Origin of the sequence: Diaphorobacter sp. JS3051 (assembly GCF_015832135.1) — a bacterium.
GTDB classification, from domain to species: domain Bacteria; phylum Pseudomonadota; class Gammaproteobacteria; order Burkholderiales; family Burkholderiaceae_C; genus Diaphorobacter; species Diaphorobacter nitroreducens.
In genome coordinates, this window is record NZ_CP065406.1 from 3,405,039 (window position 1) to 3,425,470 (window position 20,432).

The window sequence follows — 20,432 nt, forward strand, 5'->3', positions numbered from 1 at the left end:
TCAGGCCCGTGGAAGTCGTGCCATCAGGGCGTCCTGCTTGGGCGCGATGACCATGGCCAGGCCCAGCCCGTCGAGTACGGCCAGCAGCTTGTCGGAGCCCACGCCGCCCTTGCCGTTCTCCAGACGGGAGAGCAGATCCAGCGACACGCCGCACAGGGCTGCCGTGTCATCGATGCGCAGGTGCTGGGCCTTGCGCATGGCACGGATCTGGGCGCCGAGCCTGGACAGGTCAGCGATGACCACGGCCCCGGGCTGCAGGGGATCCTGCTGCGGGCCGTTCATGGGCGTGGAAGACGGCATGGATGAATTGGCTTTATTTCTGATATTCCGAAATTCTAGGATTTCTTAGGGAATTTTCAAAACAATTTCCAATATTCCGAAATTCAGGAGTACTTCGTTTCATTCAGGAGGAAATTTCGGAATATCAGAAATAATTCCGACAACCATGCAACCGCGTCCAATGCAGATCCTCATGAAGGCAACCGCAACACCCTCCGATACTGCATGGCCTCGGCCACATGCCCGGTCTCCACAGCCGCGCTGCCGGCCAAGTCGGCAATGGTGCGCGCCACCTTGAGCGCGCGGTGGGTGCTGCGGGCCGACCAGCCCAGGCGTGCGGCGGCCTTGTGGGCGAAGGCCAGGGCCTCGGGCGACAGGCCCAGGTGGTCGTCCAGGGCCTGGCCCTGGAGCTGGTGGTTGGCACTGCCCTGGCGCTGCAGGGCCAGCGCGCGGGCCTGGACCACGCGCTCGCGCACGGCCTCGCTGGTTTCGCCCGAGCGCGCGGCCAGCAGCTCCTGCGGGGGCAGGGCGCCGACTTCCACATGCAGGTCGATGCGATCCAGCAGCGGGCCGCTGATGCGCGCCTGGTAGCGCGCCACCTTGTCGGGCGTGCAGCGGCAGCGCTGCACCGTCGACCCCCAATGGCCGCAGGGGCAGGGATTCATGGCCGCGACGAGCTGGAAGCGCGCGGGGAATTCGCAGCGCTGGGCGGCTCTGGCGATGGTGATCTGGCCGGTCTCCAGCGGCTCGCGCAGCGCCTCCAGCGCACTGCGCGCGAACTCGGGGAATTCGTCCAGAAACAGTACTCCGTGATGGGACTGCGAGATCTCGCCAGGTGGGCACGAACATAGTTACCGCCACATTCCACCAAATTTGCAAGCAACTCTGATGAATTTGCGTCAATTACAACAAAAATGCAGCCATCCCGAACCGCTCGCTTTCAGTTTCAGGAAGCACCCCGCGCCGGTTGTCCACGGCCACGTACTGACAGAAGGCCGTACCGGCCCTCGCCTAGCACGCCAGTGAAAACCTCGATGAACGCAATATCCTCGATATCGGCTGGCGGATCGGAGTTCTCGAGCACGATGACTTGCAGCTTGCCTTCAAGGCTAGCGAGATGCCTGTAGAACTTCTCGGCCAAGCTGGATGCCTTCAGTGCCTTTTCGTCATCCGACAGCTCGCCATGCCGAGATTTGAGTGGCTCGCGATAGGTCAGTAGCGGGGTATCGAGAACGATGAAGCCTGGATGTGGCAAGCCGTTATCGATGCAGTGGATCGCCATGGCAACGTTGAAGGCTGCGTGCAGCACAGCGCGTACACCCTTGCCGTTTGCATCCCTCGCCTTACCTGCGACGGTGATGTCGTTGGCTTTGGGATCGAATTGCACCTTGTCCGCATCTGGAAAGCCCCACGCGGTCAATACCTCCTTAATGGTCTCGCCGAAGCTGAACACAGTTGAGGAATCAGGACCAACAGGTAGCGAGTCGCGGTCGCTCTTGGTGGATGCCGCGTCGATGGCTGCGCGCCGGGCGGCCAGCGTTTCACGCCACTTGTGGAGTTCTATCACTTTCCCGAGCTCCGCGCGCCGCGTGTTAAAAGCCTCGAAGCTCAAACGCAGCGTTGCCTCTGCCGGACGCAAGCCGAGAGCGTTCCGATCGAACTCTTCGATGTCATCATCCAGCGAAGAGATGGACGCTGCCAGCGCTAACGCTTCCAACCCAAGCGAGTCGATCACGTGGGACAGCTCGCGCTGTTCGCGTTCAATCTTGCGCGCCTCTGCAGCGGCGGCATTGTGCGTAGTGGCGATTTCTTCGACCGCATGTAGGTGCTTCTGAGCGCTAGTGTAGTGTTTGATTCTTAATGAAACTTAATTGAGCAACCACGCTCCAATGCTCTACTACGGTTTGCATTGGAGTGAAAAATTGCGAGTTGCCCCGACGATTGTGTTGACGGATGAAGAGGAAAGCGAGCTGAGCCGGCTGGCGCGCTCCAAGCGCACCAGCGTCAGATTGGCCCAGCGCGCCCAGATCGTGCTGCTGGCCGCGCAGGGGCTGCAAAACAAGGATATTGCCGAGCAGCTTGGCATTGGGCGCGTGCAGGTGGCGCGCTGGCGTGAACGCTACCTGCAATTGGGGCTGCAAGGTATCGAGCGCGACTTGCCGCGCGGCGCACCGCCGGTGAAGGTGGATGTGGCCAAGCTTGTGAAGCTAACCACACAGACCAAGCCCGAGGCGGCCACGCACTGGAGCACGCGCACGATGGCCGCTGAGTTGGGCGTCAGCGCCAGCACCGTGATGCGCCATTGGCAGGCCCACGGTCTCAAGCCTCACATCGTGCGCGGCTTCAAGGTCTCGCGCGATCCGCAGTTCGTGCAAAAGCTCGAAGACATCGTGGGGCTTTACATGTCGCCGCCCGAGCATGCGCTGGTGCTGTGCTGCGACGAAAAGAGCCAGGTGCAGGCGCTGGACCGAACGCAGCCCGGGCTGCCGCTCAAGAAGGGGCGCGCGGCCACCATGACGCACGACTACAAGCGCAACGGCACAACCACCTTGTTCGCTGCGCTCAACGTGCTCAACGGTCAGGTCATCGGCCAGTGCCAGCAGCGCCACACCCACATCGAGTGGCTGAAGTTCCTGCGTCAAATCAATCGGGAGACGCCCAAGGACAAGACGCTGCATCTGATCGCCGACAACTACGCCACGCACAAGCATCCAGCTGTGCAGGAGTGGCTGGCCAAGCACCCCAGATTCAACATGCACTTCACGCCGACCTCGGCATCGTGGCTGAACATGGTCGAGCGCTTCTTTCGCGACATCTCCGAGAACCGGCTACGCCGCGGGGTGTTCACCAGCGTGCCCGAACTCGTCTCGGCCATCGATGAGTACATCGCGCATCACAACACCAACCCCAAGCCGTTCATCTGGACCAAGAACGCTCGCGACATCCTGCAAAAGGTCATCCGCGCCAATAGCCGATTAAGTTCCAAACAGAATGCAACACTACACTAGGTGGCGCTCCGCACACCGGGCAATCGCGTTCTGACATTGCCGCGAGCAGACTGCCACCTTCCTCGATGGAATGTAGCCGGTCAAGGTCTGAGCTATAGATCGCCTGCAGCTTTATGAAACGTTCCAGGGTGATGTCGAGCTCAGCCGCGCGCGTGGTCAGGGACTGACGGTGATCTACTGCACCACGCCGCTCAGCTGCGCATTGGTCCAATGCAGCCTGTACAGTCTGTAACTCCGCCGACGTTATGGTGCCATTGGCTTCTAGTTCGGAAAGTTGCCTCTCGGCTTCGGTGCGGTCTCGCGATTCTTCTTCCAGTTGCCTGTCAAGCTGGGCCAGCATATCGTCGATAAGCTCCAGCTTGCCGGCTTTTGCGGCGACCCGCTCCGTCTGGGTCGGGATCGTCACAATGGCAGCGTCATCCTGACCTGTGAGCAGCAGCTTGAACAGGTTCTGCTCTAGGGTGCGATCCGGGTGGTTGCCCGACAGCAAAACCGGGCTACGCTTGGACATGATGTCTTCTTCTCCGACCACGGCGTACTTCGCCAGGACTCGGATCGACAGTTGTTCCTTTTCCCCGCTTCCTGCGTTGCGCACGATCCACCGGTCATGTAGGCCCAAGGCTTTCAGAATGCGGTAAGAGGCAGTGTCGATAGCCTTCTCTTTGTGCCGCCACTTCAACACTTCAGCCTTGCCTGTCGGGTGGGAGCTGATGAGTCCAGGGAAGAGCTTGAGATTTCCGCCTGCAATCGGCCGATAGAGCGTGAAGTCGCCTTCTTCGCCGAGGGTCACGCCCAGCCACACCGCGTCGTACGGCTTGATTTCGTCGTTCTCTGGCAACTTTTTCACAGCGCCGAGCATGAAGAGTATGGCCTCGGACGCGAACGACTTGCCGGTGTTCGATGCGCCGTAGATGATGTTCAGGCCGTTGACGAAATTGAGCTTGGCAGGCTCTATGGTAGGTCCGGTGAAAGCCAGATGGCGCAGTCGAATGCCCTTCATGACTGGATCCCTTTGAACGACTCGTCGGCACAGAAGTCCGCGGTCCATCGGCTGATGCGCTTTTCCATCTGCGCGCGTATGTCCGTCGACGACAGATCGGCAAAACGCTCGGCCATCCACTGGGCCCGGTCCTTTAGCGCGAAGGTGTATGGCGCCTGCAGCAGATCGAGGTAGATCGGAGCATCGTCGCTTGCTCCATAGGTGATGCCATCTTCGGTCTCGAAGACGTCGACTAGGTGCAACTGCTGCATCAAGCGAAGGCTTTTCTCCAAGAGCGGACGGCGGACCACCAATTCGGCGGCGCGATTGGGTAAGGCAGGATGAAGGCTACCCGGCGCTTCGATGTCGTCCAGATCTCCGGTATGCACCACCAGATGATCCAGCCAGGTCATCTCCAAAAGGTCAAAGCGTCGCGGGTGGAAGGCCTCCAACACGACCAGAGCGCGAATGCCCGTCTCCAGCGCACTGTTGAAGGGGTGCGTCCGAGGTGATTGCCTTCTTAACGGTCCCATGGCATTACTCCCTCGTTTGCGAGCATGTGGCAGGTGCCCTGTTTTACATGTGGCCCTGCGTGTCGGCCTAATATGCCCGACGTCTGCAGCAGCGCAGCTTGCTGCATGACTTTGTTTAGGCGAGTGAACTTACTGGAGTGTTCGTCTTGGTGCACATCGACGACACCACTGTGAACTTCGTGACGGAAAGTCTTGACGAAATCGACCGGCGTCGAGTCCCGGTAAAAGCGGTCAAACGCCGTGGCGTCAAAAAATCGCGTCCGCTGGATCCTGAGGTGCTCTCCATGAGTCGGGCATGCCAGCGCTGCCTCTGGATCGGCGTAGGTCCCTGGCCCCCGCTCCTCGTAGATGCACACCAGCTGGCTCAGGTACGCCGACTCGTTATCCTGGATTGCATCGGGCACGATGCCCCTCGGGCTTTGACCCGGATCGGCATCGAACCACTTTACCAAGGCTGGCATGCATGCCGGATCCTTGGCTAATCGGCTTGCGTCGAGCCAGTGAACCTGCGCGAAGTTGAAAGCGCGGATCTTGCCCTCGATCTCCGGTGACAGCGTCACCGTCGCGTTCTCGACTAAGTCATCCGCTATGTATGTGTTCCAGAGATCCAGAAACGCCTGCTTGAGCGTGTCGGGGTGTGCTACGAATTCGCGCACCTTTCGTACCACGCCCAAAGGCGCCACAAAGGTATATGCCCTCGGTAGTGAGTAGGTACCAGCGGCCGAGTGCATGAAGATTTTGCCCAGTTCAACAAAAAGCGCCTTCTCCGACAGCTTCGTGCTGAGTTGTTTGCACTGGTAATTGTCCCACGGCCCATCCATCCTGCGGTCGGTGACGTAGCCGGTGACATCGCGGCCCCTGTCTCCTGTGCCGCTCCAGCGTTCATGAGAGTGGTAGTCCTTGTAACGCTGCTCTAGCCAATCGTCGACAAAATCCTCAAGTTCTGCCGCATTCAGCACTGAGATTAAGCCGGGGTAGTTCTTACGCAAAGGGGCTCCTCCCTGGTCCTGTCTTTGATGGGGTGCGGGATGTGATCGCCCGATGATTGGCTGCCTACCAAAAAATGGCGATATTTTCGAGAGTGCTTCCGGCCGACCAATGAAAATTCTGCTACTCAGCGAGCACCAGCCCAGTTCACCAAGTCGAGGTCACGACGTGCTACCTGGAAGTTGGCATCTTGTGCCACCCAGCGAGGTGCCCTTTTGTAGCAGTCCTTGATGATACGCAATTGCTGATCGAGCAAAGATTGCGCGGACTCACTGTTTGCTGACAAGGCCTTCCAAAAACCAACAAACGCAACAGCTAGCCGCAAGTAGGTATCGACACGCTGGTCTTCCAGCTCAATGCACTCCAGCTGCATGGTAATTGTGCTAAGCCACTTCTCCATAACGCCACTCGGCCTCGCGATGCCCCACTGAAGATCAGAAAATTTCTCGGCATATCGACGCGCAGATTCCACCATCAGCGGCTGTTTGGAAGAAACTGCCGCAGCCTTCATGCTCTTGATATCTGCCAGCGCATTGCGTACCTGAGTTGCTGCGTGTTCGGGGTCGTTAGCTTGATACCGCTGAACGGCATAGGCGCGTGCATCAATGCGCCGGCTCAACCAGTAAATTGAGTTGCCAGCGTCGCTCTTCAATGCGCGATCGACCACTCCAATCGCACCATCGAAGTCCGTCGACGCGATCTCAGTCTTGTACCACTGGTCAAAGAAGATGTCCTTACGCTGGCCTGCGTCATAGGACCTCTCAAAGGCACGGCGGATGTCACCTGCCGATGAGCTCTGCATCGCGGCGAGCGCCCTCGCACGCACGGACAACAGGTCAGCGTTCCTGCCCCCTAGCCGTTCGTTAACTTCATCCACAGTCTTTACTGCTAGGTCGGGAGTGCCTCCGGCTATCTGAGCCATCGCCTGATTGATGGCGGCTGCAACCGATCTTAGAGGCGTGGCCTTGTCGTTGACCACTGAGCGGTACTTGCTGGTGTGTACCTTCTTGACCAGTTCGTCGTACTCAGGAAGCACCTCCTTCCCCAACGACCGCACCAGTTGTCGGGTCGTCGTGGAAATCGCGTAGCGAGGCGTTCCCGCGATCTGAGGACTGTCAATTAGGAAAAGCGTTTGCAGATCGTTGGCGACGTCCACCATCGTGGTGTCGCTGAACCCCAGGATGTCCTTGACTTCAGCGAAGGAGCAAGAACCCAGGGTTGATATGATGACGAGCATCTTTTTAGCTTCAAGGCGCAACTGCAGGACCTCGCGCTTCAGCGCTGCATTGCGTACTTCTAGACCGAGATGGTTACGCCATTGTTTGAGTGCATCCGCGATAGGCATGCCCCCACGGAGCAAGCGCAGGACGGACTCGACGAAGAGCGGTGAACCGCCGGTCGTCTTCATGAGGTGCTCCAAGTCATTCGCACTCAATGGCGCGAGTCTGAGTCGCTCGCACCACGAACTAGTGAAATCAGCGAGCTCCTCTTGGTCGAAGCCCCGGATCTCGATGGAAGAAGCCGCCGAAGCCGTAACATTGTTGCGGGTAGTGAACAAAAAGCGTGACTGTGCTCCTGCAAATTGCTGACAAACCTCGATCGCTCGACGTTGCTCATCAGGCAGCAGACTGTCCAAGTCATGTCGGCCCAACCCGAACGCATGCTCATCAAGGTGATCGTGGATCGCTTAAGCGATCGCGTGCTCGGCGTCCACATCGTCGGCCTGGAGGCTGCCGAGATGATTCAGTTGGCGGGCATAGCGCTGCAAATGGGGGCGACCAAAGCACAGTTCGACACTGTGCTTCCGGTACACCCGACGGCGGCCGAAGAAATCGTGACGCTACGCGCACCGACGCGTCGCCACGGCTGAGAGGCCCGGGACGAGCCGATGGACCTGCCGCGCCACCAGACTTCGATGACCGTGCTGATGACACCCGACACAGTCAACTTCGCCGGCAATGTTCATGGCGGCACTATTCTTAAGCTGCTCGATCAGGTGGCTTACGCCTGCGCCAGCCGCTGGTCGGGTCAGTACGTGGTGACGCGAAGTGTCGATCAGGTGGTGTTTCGCGAACCCATTCATGTCACACGCAGCACACGCAGCCGGTGCCACTGCCCTGCGCGCAAGTAAGTCCGCAGCCAAGCTACCCTGCCAAGGCCCGAACTGGCGACGGTTCGGGCCTTGTGCTTTGCGTACCCAAACAATCGCCGCAGAATACTGTGCATTTGTAAGGGGTATCTATTTAGCTCCAGTGACGTGAGAATAGCTGGATGGAAACCCAGATGCTAACGCCAACTCCTGGAGGGGACTACCCCCGCACCTGGAACGAATTTCTTGACTGGTTTGCCACCGAAGAGGCTTGCCAGGCGTTCCTGGAGAAGCTTCGGTGGCCCCAAGGCTTCGTCTGCCCGCGTTGCGGCAACGCTGGCGATGTGTACCGCGCCAGCCGCACCCGCCTGATGTGCCGCTCATGCCAGTACCAAGGCACAGTGACATCTGGAACCATCTTTGACAAGACGCGCACACCGCTGCGTGTCTGGCTGGCTGCAGCTTGGTACCTGACCAATCAGAAACAAGGCGTGAGCGCCCTGGGGCTGCAGCGCGTATTGGGTTTGGGGAGCTACCAGACCGCCTGGACCATGCTGCACCGGTTTCGACGTGCCATGGTCCGCCCGGGCCGGGACAAGCTCAAGGGGCTTGTGGAGGTGGATGAAACGTACCTGTCCATCACGGATCGCAAGAATCCCGCCACCCCTGCAGGGCGCAAGAGCAGCACCACCAAAGTGTTGATGGTCATGGCGGTGGAGATCGTGGAGCCCAAGGGGTTTGGGCGCATCCGGTTACGCCGCATTGACCGAGACGCCGCCACCCACGTAATCCCCTTTGTGCAGGAGGTGGTCGAGCCTGGAGCCCAGGTACGCACGGATGGTTCGGCGGCATACCGCGCTCTGGGAGAACTGGGTTACACCCACCAGCGCACCGTCATGCTCGGCTCAGGCGTACCTGCCCATGTCTCCATGGCGGGAGTGCACCGGGTCGCCTCACTGGTACAGCGCTGGGTGCTGGGAACACATCATGGCTCTGTACAGCCAGACCACCTGGACGCCTATCTCGATGAATTCGTGTTCCGTTTCAACCGGCGCACATCCAGCTCACGCGGGATGCTGTTTTACCGCTTGCTGCAGCAAGCGGTGGTTACGCCGCCAGTGACGTATGGGGATGTCGTGAGCAAGAACACCGGGGAGAGCCAATCGGATACCATTGCTGGATGAAATCACAGTATCAATGGGGCTGCTGGAGCTAAATAGATACCCCTTGCATTTGTACAGTATTCATGTCAGCCACTTCCAAGCCCAAGCTCTACAACCCACGCCACCCCGAACGCACGCTGCTCTACCAAACGGTAGCCGAGCACTACGAGACCTGGCTAGAGTTGGCCAGCGCGGGTCAGTTCGACGGCCAGGGCGACCACCACACCCCCAAGCCCTTCGTGCGCAAAGCGTTTGCCAAGTATCTTGAGTGCGGCATCTTTGCCCATGGCTTTGCCCGCGCTCGCTGCGGCGACTGTGGGCACGACTACTTTGTAGCCTTCTCCTGCAAAGGCCGGGGAGTCTGCCCCTCGTGCACCACCCGGCGCATGGTGGAGACAGCAGCGCACCTGAACGATCACGTATTCCCCCGCCTGCCGGTGCGCCAGTGGGTGCTGTCGGTTCCCAAGCGGCTTCGTTACTTCATGCAGCGCGACGGAGCGGTGCTGAGCATGGTGCTGCGCATCTTTCTGCGGGTGATCGCACAAACTCTGCAGACCCACAGCCCCGGTGCGGCCCATATGGACAAGGCAGGCCTGCACATCGGTGCCATCGCCTTCATTCACCGATTCGGCTCCAGCCTCAATGAACACGTCCACTTCCACGTTTGTGTGGTGGACGGGGTGTTTGAGGAAGTGGAGGGCGAGGGCGATGCTGATGCGACCCCTCGAATCTCATCGCCGGGTGTCATCTTTCACGCGGCCACCGGCATCGATGCGGCTACCGTGGCCCCAGTGCAGACCACACTGCAAAAACGCATCCTGCGCGCCTTCGTTGCTCGGGGCCTGCTGGAGAACTGTGACGCCAAAGACATGCTGGGCTACAAACACAGCGGCTTCTCGGTGGATGCGGGGGTGTGCATCGAAGCCCACGACCGCGCTGCGCTGGAGCGGCTGCTGCGCTATTGCGCGCGTCCACCGTTTTCCATGGAGCGCCTACGCAAAGAGGGAAGCAAACTGGTGTACCGCTGTGCCAAACAGCGCAGCGAGCCCACCAGTGACAAGCGTGGTGCCAAGGCAGATGAGCTGCACCTCACACCGCTGGAACTGATCGACCGCATCGCCGCGCTGGTGCCACCGCCACGCACCCACCGGCACCGCTACTTTGGTGTGCTGGCACCAAACTCGCCGCTGAGAGCGGCGGTAACGGCGCTGGCTCAGCCTGCTGCGTCGCAACCAGCCACGGTGGAGACTGCACAACCTGGCGCGGGCGTACCTGGGGTGGCGGCGCCGGGCAACGCGGCCACACCCACACCCGAACCTGAAGCACGCCCGAAGCGAGCGGCGCATTACTTGTGGGCGGTGCTGATTGCCCGCATCTACGAGGCATTTCCGCTGCTGTGCCCCATGTGCGGTGGGCAGATGCGCATCATTGCCTTCATCACCCACAGCGCCGAAATCCGCCACATCCTGAACCACATCGGGGTGGAGTCTGCCCCCCCCGCACATCACCCCGGCACGCGGGCCACCGCTGTGGGAGGGCTGCGACGCGCCGGTGGATGATGGTGCGCAAGGCGAGCCGGATTGGGATCTGGCAGCTCAACCCGACGAGGTAGACCAGCGCGTCAATTGGTGACCCAGTGAAGCGGCGGTATCCATCGCTGCGGGGAAGCAGCTGCGCGCGCGCCAGGCCCAAATGCATACTGCCTCCCAAGCTCTTGCCATTGAGCGGCAAGCGAGCGCTCAACCTTCCTTGGCCGAACGTGTTTCGAGGCCCAAAACTCGTGCCATACTTGGCCTCATGCGGTTGAATTTCCTATCCGTACCTTGTTGCTCACACCAGACGCCGTGCTGTCCTTGTACCCTTTCGTCTACAGCAAGTTGGACTACGATCCGTTCGCGGATCTGGCTCCCGTAGCCACCGTAGCCACTACGACTGACGCCCTTGCGCTGGGTCCCTTGGTACCGCCTTCCGTGCGTGGGCTCCGGGATTTCCTGGCCTGGGCCAAGGAGCACCCTGAACACGCAAGTTTCGGATCTCCCGGTACCGGTACACCATTGCATCTCTTGGGGGCGCTGGTAGCCAAGGAGGCTGGCGTCTATCTCAGGCACGTGGCTTATCGTGGCGCCGCGCCTGGAGTTACCGATCTGATCGGTGGGCAGATTGCATGCATGGCTGCGCCTACGGGGACGTTCTTGTCTTTCCAAAAGGCGGGGAAATTGCGCATCATCGCAACCTCTGGGCCGCAGCGAACACCCTTCACGCCCGACACTCCCACATTTGCAGAGCAAAAGTTCGGTGCAGACTACCCCGCTGGCGATCAGTGGCTCGGCTTTTTTGCTCCATCAGGCGTTTCGCCCCAAACCGTTTCACGCCTTCATCAAATGGTTGCCGAAGCCGTCAATCGCAAGGCGGTTGCGGAGGCTCTTGCCTCCCTGGGCTTGGTAGCACACAGCTTAACGCCGCAGGCCATGGCGTCCAGCCTGCGAAAACAACATGAAAAGTGGTGGGAAGTTGTCAGACGCGTGGGCTTCACCGCCGAGTCTTGAGATGCCATTAACCTCTCGTTTCATCCGCCCACTTTCGCGGCACGCAGTGCTTCGATCTGCTCCTCCAGCGGGCCCCAAACGGGCGAACTCGACATTGCCGCAGTGCTTGCACGCATCGAGCACCGCCGCACGCTTGTCCGTCAGGACCTGGGCTTCCCAGCGCTCGTTGAAATTGCCGACCTTCTGGGCACCTGGCGCAGTTGAATCGGGCTAACTGTCATGACCCTGGCGGGTCACCCTGGATGATGGAAGACACTGTGGGCGTGCAGGCCAGCACGGGTAGAGGTCGGTCAATTCTTTGATGGCACTCGACCGCGATCGCTAACTTGCCCCGTTGCCGACCACTCCTACCCAGTCGGCCCTGAACAACTCGTTTTAGCCGCGAGCCAGCGCGGAGCGGCGCGAAGTCAAGGCGGTGAGCGGCGATGTTGACGTGGGTGCCGGCAAGGCCAGCGTGGCGGTCATGGCGATCAGTCCGAGCAAGGCGCAATAAAGCACCCGCAGGTGCCGCAGGATCATCCGCAAGTTGTGCCCGGCGCCGCACAGCAGAGCGTGCAGCGCGTCGCCACCCGCGCCCTTGAGCCAGTTCTTGCCCAGTAGGCCGTCGGCCTTCATGTGTCCGATCATGGGCTCGACCACCTGACGCCGCTTGAGCAGCTTCTTCAGCCGCTTGGGCAACTTGCGCGTATGACTGATCAGCAGTCGCGCCCAACACGCGGGCTCGACACCGCGGTAGCCACGGTCGGCCAGCGCGATCTTGGGTGTGTGGCCGGTGAGGATCTCGACCAGCTCGAGCTGGCTGTCCACCGTGTGGCCGTCATACGGGTTGCCGGGCATGGAGCGCATGCCCACCACCAGGCCCTCTTTGGCCGTCACTGCGATGGACACTTTCACGCCGAACTCGTAGGGCGTTCTGGCTTTGCCCTTGGCGATGCACTCTGCCTCGGGCGCGTGCAGCGCATACAGGGGTCTCCTCGTTTTCAGTGCAATAAGTGACGGTACGCAAAGCTAGCACTGGCGCGGGGGTGGTCTGGGTAGACCGTTGATTTCATTGACTTTCCTGTTCGCTTTGTAAACGGGTATGGTGGCCTCCCACTTTTGAGGTTCACGATGCAGGGTTGGCACACAACGTTTTTGGGGATGCGTGGGCTCCCCCGCGATATCAGCGACTTCGAGATGAAGGCATTTTTCACCTTCGATGGTGCCGAGCGCGACGCAATCAATGCACGCCGAGGTGATTCCCACAAGCTTGGTCTGGCGCTCCATATTGGTTTCCTGCGCATGAGTGGGCGTTTGCTCGGTGCCTTTCGGGTAATTCCAGTAGCCTTGTGGCGCCACCTTGGCAACGAGCTTGGCATTGCAGCACCAGAAGTCGCCTCGCTGAGAGCCATGTATGAACGCGGGCGCACGCTATTCGATCACCAACAAGTAGCCTGCACGGTCCTTGGATTCCAGTGGATGAGCGAGCACCAGCGCCGCTCACTGGTACGTGAACTGCGCGACGAAGTGGCGCGCTGCGCCGACCGCGATCAGCTACTCGTGCGGGCGCGTCAATGGCTGTACAAGAACAAGCTGGTGATCGTGCACGAGCGGGCAATTCGGACACTGATTGCGGCGGCACTTGCCCAGCTTGAAGTTGAAACAGGCACCGCCATCGCCGCCAGCGTTGATCCAGCAACACTTGATCGCTGGCGAGCCTCAGTTTCAGAGCTGCGCCCAGATGGACAAACCCAGCAGAGTTGGCTATGGGCTGCACCGGCGAAACACTCAACCCGCCAAATCAGCGAGGTACTGGAGCGCATCGACCTGCTTTACACGCTGGACGTTCATAAGCACCTGGCAGACATCCCCGATCTCATCTTGCGCCGCTACGCGCGCCGACTTGTCTCCAGGCCGCCCTCAGCCGGAGCCAAGATCAAAGAGCCAGCGCGCACCGTGGAGGTCGCATGCTTTCTTCGGTATTGCCTGTTCACCACCACAGACCAGTTGATCCTTATGGTGCAGCGCCGGATCGCCGATCTGTGGCGTCAGGCTGCCGCCGATGTCCCCGCTACCGTCAATTGGGCCGCAATGTACAAAACGCTGCTCGGCGAACTTGTTGCCTTGAGCGCGCAAGGTGCGGTGCCAGATGCTGAGTTGCGTGCCCGTCTTGAAGCCTTGATCACCGAAACCCAGAAACGCAAACCACCGAGCAGGGCCTCCCTGGTCCGCGAGGGATTGATTGATGGAATTCGCCCCGTGCGGTCGTTGCTCGTCGCCATTGCAAAGCTGCCCTGGCAGGCCACCGGCGAGCATCCTGCCATCGAGTACCTTGCCAAGCTGCAAGCTTTATATCTCAAAGGATCCAGAAAGCTGCCAGTTGAAGTGGTGGCACCAAGTCTGGGAATGATCTGGCAGGTTTCGATCTCCAGCCCAGACCGGGAACGGGCGTTTCAGGCGTTGGAGGTGGCCACCCTGTTTGCCCTGCGCCGCGCGGTGCGCAATGGCTCGGTCTGGATTGAGCACAGCCTGAGCTTTCGGGGTCGTGCGCGCTTGTTCTTCACGGACGAGCGTTGGCAGGCAGAGTCCAAGAAACACTATGCCCGTCTATCGTTACCCAGCAAGGCTGCCACTTTCTTGAAGCCTTTGCTGGCCAGAGTAACTGCCGGTGTCGATGCGGTGGCCGCTGCAGCCCGCAGTGGCGTACTGCGCGTGGATGATGAACTCCATTTGTCGCCATTGCCCGCAGAGGACGAAGACCCAGAAGTGACCAAGCTGCGCGCGGCTTTGGGTCACCGCATCGGTGAGGTTCAATTGCCGGAAGTGATTCTGGCCGTTGACGCCCAGGTGCGCTTTAGCTGGATCATGCTCGGACGTGAGCCGCGCTCTACCGACGAGCTGCTGATGGTCTATGCCGGCATCATGGCCCACGGCACCAGTCTGACTGCGGTCGAATGCGCGCGCATGATTCCGCAATTGTCTGCCACCAGCATTCGCCAGGCCATGCGCTGGGCGCGGGACGAACGGCGTCTGAGCCAGGCCTGCCAGGCTGTGCTGGAATTCATGCAGCGACACCCGATTGCCGCCACCTGGGGGCGGTCCGATTTGGCATCTTCTGACATGATGACCATGGAGACCACCAAACGGGTGTGGCAAGCCCGGCTTGATCCTCGGCGCAACACACCTTCCATTGGAATCTACTCCCATGTAAAAGACCGGTGGGGCATCTTCCATGCGCAGCCCTTTGTGCTCAATGAGCGCCAGGCGGGCGTGGCCATTGAAGGTGTCATCCGCCAAGAAAAGCTGGAGACCAGCCAGCTTGCTGTGGATACCCATGGCTACACCGACTTTGCCATGTCACATGCCCGTTTGCTTGGTTTTGATCTTTGCCCGCGGTTGAAGGAACTCAAACAGCGCCACCTCTTTGTGCCACGCGGCACCAAAGTGCCCGCAGAAATCGCTGCGGTGTGCGAAGCCAATGTCGACGTCGCTTTGATCGAAAAGCATTGGGATAGTCTGGTGCACCTGGCAGCCTCGGTCATGAGCGGACATGCCAGTGCGGTGGCAGCTCTTGCGCGGTTCGGTTCTGCCGCCCAGGGCGATCCAATCTATGAGGCTGGCGTGCAATTGGGGCGGTTGCTGCGTACGGCGTTTTTGGCTGACTACTTTGTCAAGGACGCTTTCAGGAACGAGTTGCGCCGGGTGCTCAATCGGGGCGAGGCTGTTAACGCCCTCAAGCGCGCCATTTATACCGGCCGGATCAGCCCGGCGCAGGCCAAACGTGTCGATGAAATGCAGGCTGTGGCCGATGCGTTGAGCCTGATGGCCAACATCGTGATGGCGTGGAATACGTATCTGTCCGCTCTTCCCCGTTCTTGCTGAACTCGTAGCCACCAGGCATCGTCGAGCCTTCCATCCAACAGGAGAACGACGATGCAGCAAGATCTTCCGGCAGCTGGTGACTCGCCCCGCGGCGACGCTGTCGAATCCGGCCAGGTTCGCGACGGCGCCGAGCGCGACGACGCCTTCTGGCTCGCACACGAGGATCGCCGTCTCAGTCAAGGCATGAGCGTGCGGCAGTATTGCCACGACAACGCCCTGGCTCTGTCCACCTACCGCTATCGCCTGGCCAAGCATCGCCGCTCCATCGGCACCATGCCGGCCGCGGCCGAGGCCGCGAAGGGCTCCGCCTCCTTCATCGCGATCGGCTCGCAAAGCGTGCCGTCGATTGCAAGCGACGTGGAGATCGCTCTGTGCGGGGGCATCACGCTGCGTCTGGCGGGTGCGAGCGCCGAGCGTGTGCTTGCCCGGGTGCTGGAGCGACTGGCGTGATCCTGTCCTCGGCGATCCGCGCCTACGTCTACGCCGAAGCCGTGGACATGCGCAAGTCGATCGATGCGCTCGGCCAGATCGTCGCGATGAGCATGGGCTTGAACCCGTTGTCGGGACACGTGTTCGTGTTCATCGCGCGCCGGCGCGACAAGGCCAAGCTGCTGGTGTGGGACCGTCACGGATTCTGGGTTCTGTACAAGCGCCTGGAGCGCGGCCGCTTCGCCGATCCGGCGCGCTTGGCGGGCAACGGCATCGCCATGAGCGAGCTGGTGGCCTGGCTCGACGGCATCGACCTCAGTCGCGTGAAGCGCCTGCCGGCGGTCACAGCATCGATGGTTGCATAGTAGATCGAGCGCGATGGTGTCTAGCAATTCTCGATTCTCCGAATGGCCATGCCGCGAAGTGCATGGGAAGATCATTGCCCATGTCCACCGCCTACCTCGATCGCGCCCAGTTGCCCGACGCGGTGGAGCCTTTGAAGGACCTGGTGGTGCAGCTCGCGCAGCAGCTGCAGGCGGTGCGCGAGCAGGCCGATGCCCAGATGGCCAATCTCGCCCAGCAGCTCGCTGCCTTGCGCCACCGGATGTTCGGCCGCAGCAGCGAGGTGCTGCATGTGGGCCAGACCGAACTGTGGGTCGACACGGTCGAACTGCCCGTGCCGCCCGAGACGCGCGAGCGCGTGGGCGAGCACCATCGCCGCCGCCGTGGACGCCCCGCGATCGATCCGAGCCTGCCGCGGGTGCGCGTCGAGCACGATCTGAGCGAGCAGGAGAAGGCCCAGTTCACCCGGGTCCAGCGCATCGGCGAGGAGGTCAGCGAGACGATCGAATACACGCCAGCCAAGCTGCTGGTGCTGCAGCACGCGCGGCTGAAGTACCGCTGCGAGGACGACCAGGGCAGCAGCACCGTGCGCACCGCCAGCGCCATCACCTCGCCGCTGCCCCGCAGCAATGCCGGGCCGGGCCTGCTGGCACACGTGCTGGTGGCCAAGTACCTCGATCACAACCCGCTGGCGCGCCAGGAGCGTGGCTTTGCGCGCCTGGGCTTTGCCGCCCCGCGGCAGACGCTGTGCGACTGGACGCTGGACGGCTGCGAATTGCTGGCCCGCCTGATGCCGCCGCTAAAGGCACACGTGCTGGCCAGCCCGGTGATCCTCACGGACGACACCACCCTGGCGATGCAGGCCGCACGCGGCAGCGGCGCCGGCAAGACCATCACGGCGCGGCTGTGGTGCTACCTGGCCGGCGGGCACAAACGCGATGCAGCAGGCCAGTGGCAGCCGGTGGCGCCAGCGGCGCTGTACGACTTCACCACCGACCGCTCCGGCGCGCACCCTCGGCGCATGCTCGCCGGCTGGAAGGGGTGGCTGCAGGCCGACGACTACGCCGGGTATCACAGCCTCTTCAAAGGTGGCGACGTCATCCACTCGGCATGCTGGGCCCATGCCCGCAGACGGTACATGGAGGTGGTCAAGACCGCACCGCCCGGCGCGCCGCCTGGCGTGGCCCATGAGGCCCTGCGCTTCATCGGGGAGATGTATCACATCGAGCGGGAGATCGCCGAATCCGACCCTGATCAGAAGCGGTTGCAGCGTCAGCGTCGCAGTCGCCCGCTGCTGGCCGACTTCCACCAGTGGCTGCTGGGGCACGTCGCAGCATTGCTGCCGCAATCGGCGCTTGGCAAGGCGGTGGCCTACACCCTGAGCAACTGGCCCGCGCTGACGGCGTTCCTCGATGAGGGGATGCTGGCGGTGGACAACAATGCCAGCGAGCGGGCGATGCGGCCGATCGCCCTGTCGCGAAAGAACTGGCTCTTCGCGGGCAGCGAACGCGGCGGCCACGCCGCGGCGGTGGCCCTCAGCCTGATCGAGACGGCCAAACTCAATGGCGTGGAGCCGTACGCGTACCTGAAGGACGTGTTCAGCCGCATCAACGACTGCCGCCTCAGCCAGCTGGAACAACTGCTGCCGATGCACTGGAAGCCGGCATGATGATCGAGGACCAGGAGCGTCGGCTGCTCGATGCTCTCGGGCAGGCCAGCAGCCTGCAGCTGTACCGCCTGCAGGCCATCCTGCAGCGGATGATCACCGATCCGAAACGGGTGATCGAGATCCGCCGACAACTTCACCTGGGGCAGACGGTGCGCTACTTCGAGCTGGAGAGCGGGCAGATGCGGCCGGCGCGGGTGGTCGAGATGAAGGACAAGGAGATCCTGGTGCAAGACCAGGCCACGCTGCGGCATTGGCGACTGGCCTATGCGGCGGTGGAACCGCCCGCCTGCGCAGAGACCGACATCACGCAAGGCGCCACGGCGACCATGCCGCCGCCGGCCGCGCCCAAGCCAAGTCGCGACGACTTCCAGCGCGGGCAGAAGGTGTCCTTTGAAGATAAGCACCTGCGCGCTCAAGTCGGGGTCATCACCCGGATCAACCAGCGCACCGCCAGCATCGACACGGGCGACGGTGGGCTGTGGAAAGTTTCCTTCGCGCTGCTGCGTCACGTCGTGGACGTGTGACCACGGGCGCCGGAGCGGCGGCCGGTGCCAAGGTAGCCCTGTCTGCATCGAAAAACCCCCTGTCCATTCAGGAGGTGACGATGCCTGGCCGCGAGCCGGTCAGCAAGTACGGGGTTGGGCGGACACTTACTGGAATACCTCACAGATGCAGGCGGTCCTGGATCGCTGGTCGAACCGCCGCCAGGTCATTCCACCGGAACTGATCGGGAAGATTGCGCCCACCAGGCTGGAGAGCATCAACTTGCGGGGTGTGTTTCGCTTCCCGGTTGACCGCTATGCTGACCAAATCCTGCCTTCGCGGCCAAATGCATCGATAACTGGCACCAATGGATGAAACCGACCACGGTTTGACGCCACGAATCGCAGATTTGAAAGTGAACAGGAAAGTCAATGAAATCAACGATCTACCAACACCACCTCCGCGCCAGTGCTAGCTTTTCGTACCGTCACTTATTGCACTGAAAACGAGGAGACCCCGACAGGGCCGAGTGGATGGAGAGGATGTCCTGCTGCTGCGCATGGTGGCTGGAGCGTATGTCGGCCATCGTGCGCGCGGCGTCCTGGATGGCCGCCACCACCTGCGCCATGGTTCGCCCCGCATCAGCGGCCAGGGTGGCGCCGGCATCCACCTGCTGCACGGATGCCTGGATCAATGCCTTGATCTCGCGCGCGGCTTCGGCCGAGCGGTTCGCCAGGCTGCGCACCTCGCTGGCCACCACCGCGAAACCGCGGCCTTGTTCGCCGGCACGTGCGGCTTCCACCGCGGCGTTCAACGCCAGGATGTTGGTCTGGAACGCGATCGAGTCGATCATGCCCGTGATGTCGCCGATCTGGTGCGCGCTGTGGGCCACTTGCTGCATGGTCTGCTCCATGCGCGTCACCACGTTGCTGCCTTCGTGCGCGGCGGCTGCCGCCTGTGCGGCGCGTGCCTCGGCATGCTCGGCGGTCTCGGCCGATTGTTGAACGGCGCGTGTCACATGCTCCAGCGCGGCGGCCGTTTCCTGCAGGCTGGCTGCGGCCTCCTCGGTGCGGGTGGACAGGTGGGCGTTGCCGTTGGCCATCTCGGACGAAGCCGTGTGCAGGCTGTGCACAGAGGTGCTCACCTGTCCCGCCAGGCTGCGCAGCGCGGACTGCATGACCGACAGGGACGTCAGCATGTGCCCGGTTTCATCCCGGTCGTGGCCCACGATGTCCTGGCGCAGGTCCAGCCCCGCAACACGCTGCGCGGTGTCGCTGGCCAGTGCAATGGGCCGCGTGATGCTGCGCACCAGCCACAGCGCGAGCAGGGTGCCCAGCACCAGGGACAGGCTGCCGAACGCCAGCAGTGACCAGCGCGCCCGCAGGCTCCAGCCGCCCACGGCCAGGGCGGCCGTGTCGATGGACTGGCGCTGCGACTGTGTGAGCGCATCCAGCGCCCCCAGCAATGCCTGGGACGCGGGCAGGAAGCGTTCGCCATACACCTGTTGAATGCGTGACGTGAGGCCGAAGTCGCGTGCCTGCACCAGTGCGGCCTGGGCCTCGTGGAAGTCGGCGGCCCGCGCCTTCACGCGGGACAGCAGTTCCTCGTCGGCTGTGCCGGCCAGCCGCTGCGCCAGGGTGGCTACCAGCCTGTCGTACTGCTGCTGCGTAGCGGCAATGTCGGCGCCGATGGCTTGCCCCACCTCGGGCTCTGAACTCAACGCCACGGCCTTGTAGCGCTCGGCATTGATGGCCTGCAGCCGGTAGGCATCGGCCACCAGCCGTTCGTTGGCCACGCTGTGCTGAACCATGTCGTCTGTCGACTGGCCGATGTGCCGCAGCGACCACACGCCGATGGCCGAGCCGACCAGACTCAGCGCCAGCACCGTCATGAACAGGCCCAGCAGCCGGCGACCCAGCGGGCCGATGGAAAGAGAGCGGGTAGGGGAAGAAGAGAAGGACATGCGCGTGTTCGGGGTGACCAAAGCCTTAGGGCCGAACCGCACTATGGACAAAGATTGTGACAATATGTTTTCTAGGCATGCCTTGCCGCGTTCCCTAAGCC

At 61.7% G+C, this 20,432-nt stretch carries 15 protein-coding genes and 6 pseudogenes; 12 read left to right on the forward strand and 9 right to left on the reverse strand.

Features of this window, described 5'->3' with window-relative positions:
• From I3K84_RS16190 to I3K84_RS16200, 3 genes and pseudogenes are all read right to left on the reverse strand, one after another.
• Window positions 1-300, reverse strand: coding sequence for a helix-turn-helix domain-containing protein (locus I3K84_RS16190; protein WP_016448653.1), 300 nt, complete (start codon window positions 298-300; stop codon window positions 1-3).
• 170 nt (window positions 301-470) lie between these two features.
• Window positions 471-1,115 (reverse strand): annotated as a pseudogene (locus I3K84_RS16195) (ATP-binding protein); the annotation flags it as partial.
• Between the two features lie 110 nt (window positions 1,116-1,225).
• Window positions 1,226-2,014, reverse strand: a complete 789-nt coding sequence (locus I3K84_RS16200; protein WP_080650057.1) for a hypothetical protein — start codon at window positions 2,012-2,014, stop codon at window positions 1,226-1,228.
• A 154-nt stretch (window positions 2,015-2,168) separates the two neighbouring features.
• Here I3K84_RS16200 and I3K84_RS16205 point away from each other — a divergent pair, with 154 nt between their 5' ends.
• On the forward strand, window positions 2,169-3,287 hold the full coding sequence (locus I3K84_RS16205; protein ID WP_231403305.1) for an IS630 family transposase: 1,119 nt from the start codon (window positions 2,169-2,171) through the stop codon (window positions 3,285-3,287).
• Here the strand turns inward: I3K84_RS16205 and I3K84_RS16210 are convergent.
• From I3K84_RS16210 to I3K84_RS16225, 4 genes are all read right to left on the reverse strand, one after another.
• Complete coding sequence (locus I3K84_RS16210) at window positions 3,235-4,287, reverse strand: hypothetical protein (RefSeq protein WP_196994988.1); 1,053 nt, start codon at window positions 4,285-4,287, stop codon at window positions 3,235-3,237. The genes I3K84_RS16205 and I3K84_RS16210 overlap by 53 nt on opposite strands.
• Window positions 4,284-4,799, reverse strand: coding sequence for an ABC-three component system middle component 2 (locus tag I3K84_RS16215; protein ID WP_196994982.1), 516 nt, complete (start codon window positions 4,797-4,799; stop codon window positions 4,284-4,286). The genes I3K84_RS16210 and I3K84_RS16215 overlap by 4 nt, the downstream gene beginning before the upstream one ends.
• Complete coding sequence (locus I3K84_RS16220) at window positions 4,787-5,788, reverse strand: ABC-three component system protein (protein ID WP_196994983.1); 1,002 nt, start codon at window positions 5,786-5,788, stop codon at window positions 4,787-4,789. Before I3K84_RS16220 ends, I3K84_RS16215 begins: the two co-directional genes overlap by 13 nt.
• Before the next feature lie 125 nt (window positions 5,789-5,913).
• Window positions 5,914-7,422, reverse strand: a complete 1,509-nt coding sequence (locus I3K84_RS16225) for a hypothetical protein (RefSeq protein WP_196994984.1) — start codon at window positions 7,420-7,422, stop codon at window positions 5,914-5,916.
• A gap of 3 nt (window positions 7,423-7,425) precedes the next feature.
• On the opposite strand from I3K84_RS16225, the gene I3K84_RS16230 reads away from it, so the two are divergent.
• The 5 genes and pseudogenes from I3K84_RS16230 to I3K84_RS16250 all read left to right on the forward strand — a co-directional run bounded on the left by I3K84_RS16230 (window position 7,426) and on the right by I3K84_RS16250 (window position 11,584).
• On the forward strand, window positions 7,426-7,656 hold the full coding sequence (locus I3K84_RS16230; protein ID WP_231403347.1) for a hypothetical protein: 231 nt from the start codon (window positions 7,426-7,428) through the stop codon (window positions 7,654-7,656).
• 18 nt (window positions 7,657-7,674) lie between these two features.
• A pseudogene (locus tag I3K84_RS16235) lies at window positions 7,675-7,872 on the forward strand (acyl-CoA thioesterase); the annotation flags it as partial.
• Between the two features lie 185 nt (window positions 7,873-8,057).
• A complete protein-coding gene (locus I3K84_RS16240) occupies window positions 8,058-9,059 on the forward strand; it encodes an IS1595-like element ISCsp2 family transposase (RefSeq protein ID WP_011805635.1) in 1,002 nt (333 codons plus the stop codon).
• A gap of 62 nt (window positions 9,060-9,121) precedes the next feature.
• Window positions 9,122-10,670: pseudogene (locus I3K84_RS16245) on the forward strand (IS91-like element ISPps1 family transposase).
• Window positions 10,671-10,891: 221 nt separating this feature from the next.
• Complete coding sequence (locus I3K84_RS16250; RefSeq protein WP_196994989.1) at window positions 10,892-11,584, forward strand: tripartite tricarboxylate transporter substrate-binding protein; 693 nt, start codon at window positions 10,892-10,894, stop codon at window positions 11,582-11,584.
• Window positions 11,585-11,959: 375 nt separating this feature from the next.
• On the opposite strand, the pseudogene I3K84_RS16255 reads toward I3K84_RS16250, so the two are convergent.
• Window positions 11,960-12,565, reverse strand: a pseudogene (locus tag I3K84_RS16255) (transposase); the annotation flags it as partial.
• Window positions 12,566-12,694: 129 nt separating this feature from the next.
• On the opposite strand from I3K84_RS16255, the pseudogene I3K84_RS16260 reads away from it, so the two are divergent.
• The 6 genes and pseudogenes from I3K84_RS16260 to I3K84_RS22580 form a co-directional block, all read left to right on the forward strand.
• Window positions 12,695-15,415 (forward strand): annotated as a pseudogene (locus I3K84_RS16260) (Tn3-like element IS1071 family transposase); the annotation flags it as partial.
• 81 nt (window positions 15,416-15,496) lie between these two features.
• Window positions 15,497-15,895: a hypothetical protein gene (locus I3K84_RS16265; protein ID WP_196994976.1), complete on the forward strand. Its 399-nt coding sequence runs from the start codon at window positions 15,497-15,499 to the stop codon at window positions 15,893-15,895.
• Window positions 15,892-16,239, forward strand: a complete 348-nt coding sequence (gene tnpB, locus I3K84_RS16270; protein WP_196994975.1) for an IS66 family insertion sequence element accessory protein TnpB — start codon at window positions 15,892-15,894, stop codon at window positions 16,237-16,239. Before I3K84_RS16265 ends, tnpB begins: the two co-directional genes overlap by 4 nt.
• Before the next feature lie 80 nt (window positions 16,240-16,319).
• The gene (locus I3K84_RS16275; RefSeq protein WP_196994974.1) at window positions 16,320-17,885 is read left to right on the forward strand and encodes an IS66 family transposase; all 1,566 of its coding nucleotides are present in this window, start codon (window positions 16,320-16,322) and stop codon (window positions 17,883-17,885) included.
• Window positions 17,882-18,409, forward strand: coding sequence for a hypothetical protein (locus tag I3K84_RS16280; RefSeq protein ID WP_196994973.1), 528 nt, complete (start codon window positions 17,882-17,884; stop codon window positions 18,407-18,409). The genes I3K84_RS16275 and I3K84_RS16280 overlap by 4 nt, the downstream gene beginning before the upstream one ends.
• Before the next feature lie 130 nt (window positions 18,410-18,539).
• Window positions 18,540-18,743, forward strand: a pseudogene (locus I3K84_RS22580) (Tn3 family transposase); the annotation flags it as partial.
• Window positions 18,744-18,855: 112 nt separating this feature from the next.
• Here I3K84_RS22580 and I3K84_RS16290 read toward each other — a convergent pair.
• Window positions 18,856-20,331, reverse strand: coding sequence for a methyl-accepting chemotaxis protein (locus I3K84_RS16290; RefSeq protein WP_231403350.1), 1,476 nt, complete (start codon window positions 20,329-20,331; stop codon window positions 18,856-18,858).
• Window positions 20,332-20,432: the final 101 nt, after the last annotated feature.

What these genes read in the sequence shown, in the direction of transcription:
- I3K84_RS16190 (WP_016448653.1), bottom strand. Translation starts at nt 300, where the DNA reads ATGCCGTCTTCCACGCCCATGAACGGCCCGCAGCAGGATCCCCTGCAG.
- I3K84_RS16205 (WP_231403305.1), top strand. Translation starts at nt 2,169, where the DNA reads ATGCTCTACTACGGTTTGCATTGGAGTGAAAAATTGCGAGTTGCCCCG.
- I3K84_RS16210 (WP_196994988.1), bottom strand. Translation starts at nt 4,287, where the DNA reads ATGAAGGGCATTCGACTGCGCCATCTGGCTTTCACCGGACCTACCATA.
- I3K84_RS16215 (WP_196994982.1), bottom strand. Translation starts at nt 4,799, where the DNA reads ATGGGACCGTTAAGAAGGCAATCACCTCGGACGCACCCCTTCAACAGT.
- I3K84_RS16230 (WP_231403347.1), top strand. Translation starts at nt 7,426, where the DNA reads ATGTCGGCCCAACCCGAACGCATGCTCATCAAGGTGATCGTGGATCGC.
- I3K84_RS16240 (WP_011805635.1), top strand. Translation starts at nt 8,058, where the DNA reads ATGGAAACCCAGATGCTAACGCCAACTCCTGGAGGGGACTACCCCCGC.
- I3K84_RS16265 (WP_196994976.1), top strand. Translation starts at nt 15,497, where the DNA reads ATGCAGCAAGATCTTCCGGCAGCTGGTGACTCGCCCCGCGGCGACGCT.
- I3K84_RS16275 (WP_196994974.1), top strand. Translation starts at nt 16,320, where the DNA reads ATGTCCACCGCCTACCTCGATCGCGCCCAGTTGCCCGACGCGGTGGAG.
- I3K84_RS16280 (WP_196994973.1), top strand. Translation starts at nt 17,882, where the DNA reads ATGATGATCGAGGACCAGGAGCGTCGGCTGCTCGATGCTCTCGGGCAG.
- I3K84_RS16290 (WP_231403350.1), bottom strand. Translation starts at nt 20,331, where the DNA reads ATGTCCTTCTCTTCTTCCCCTACCCGCTCTCTTTCCATCGGCCCGCTG.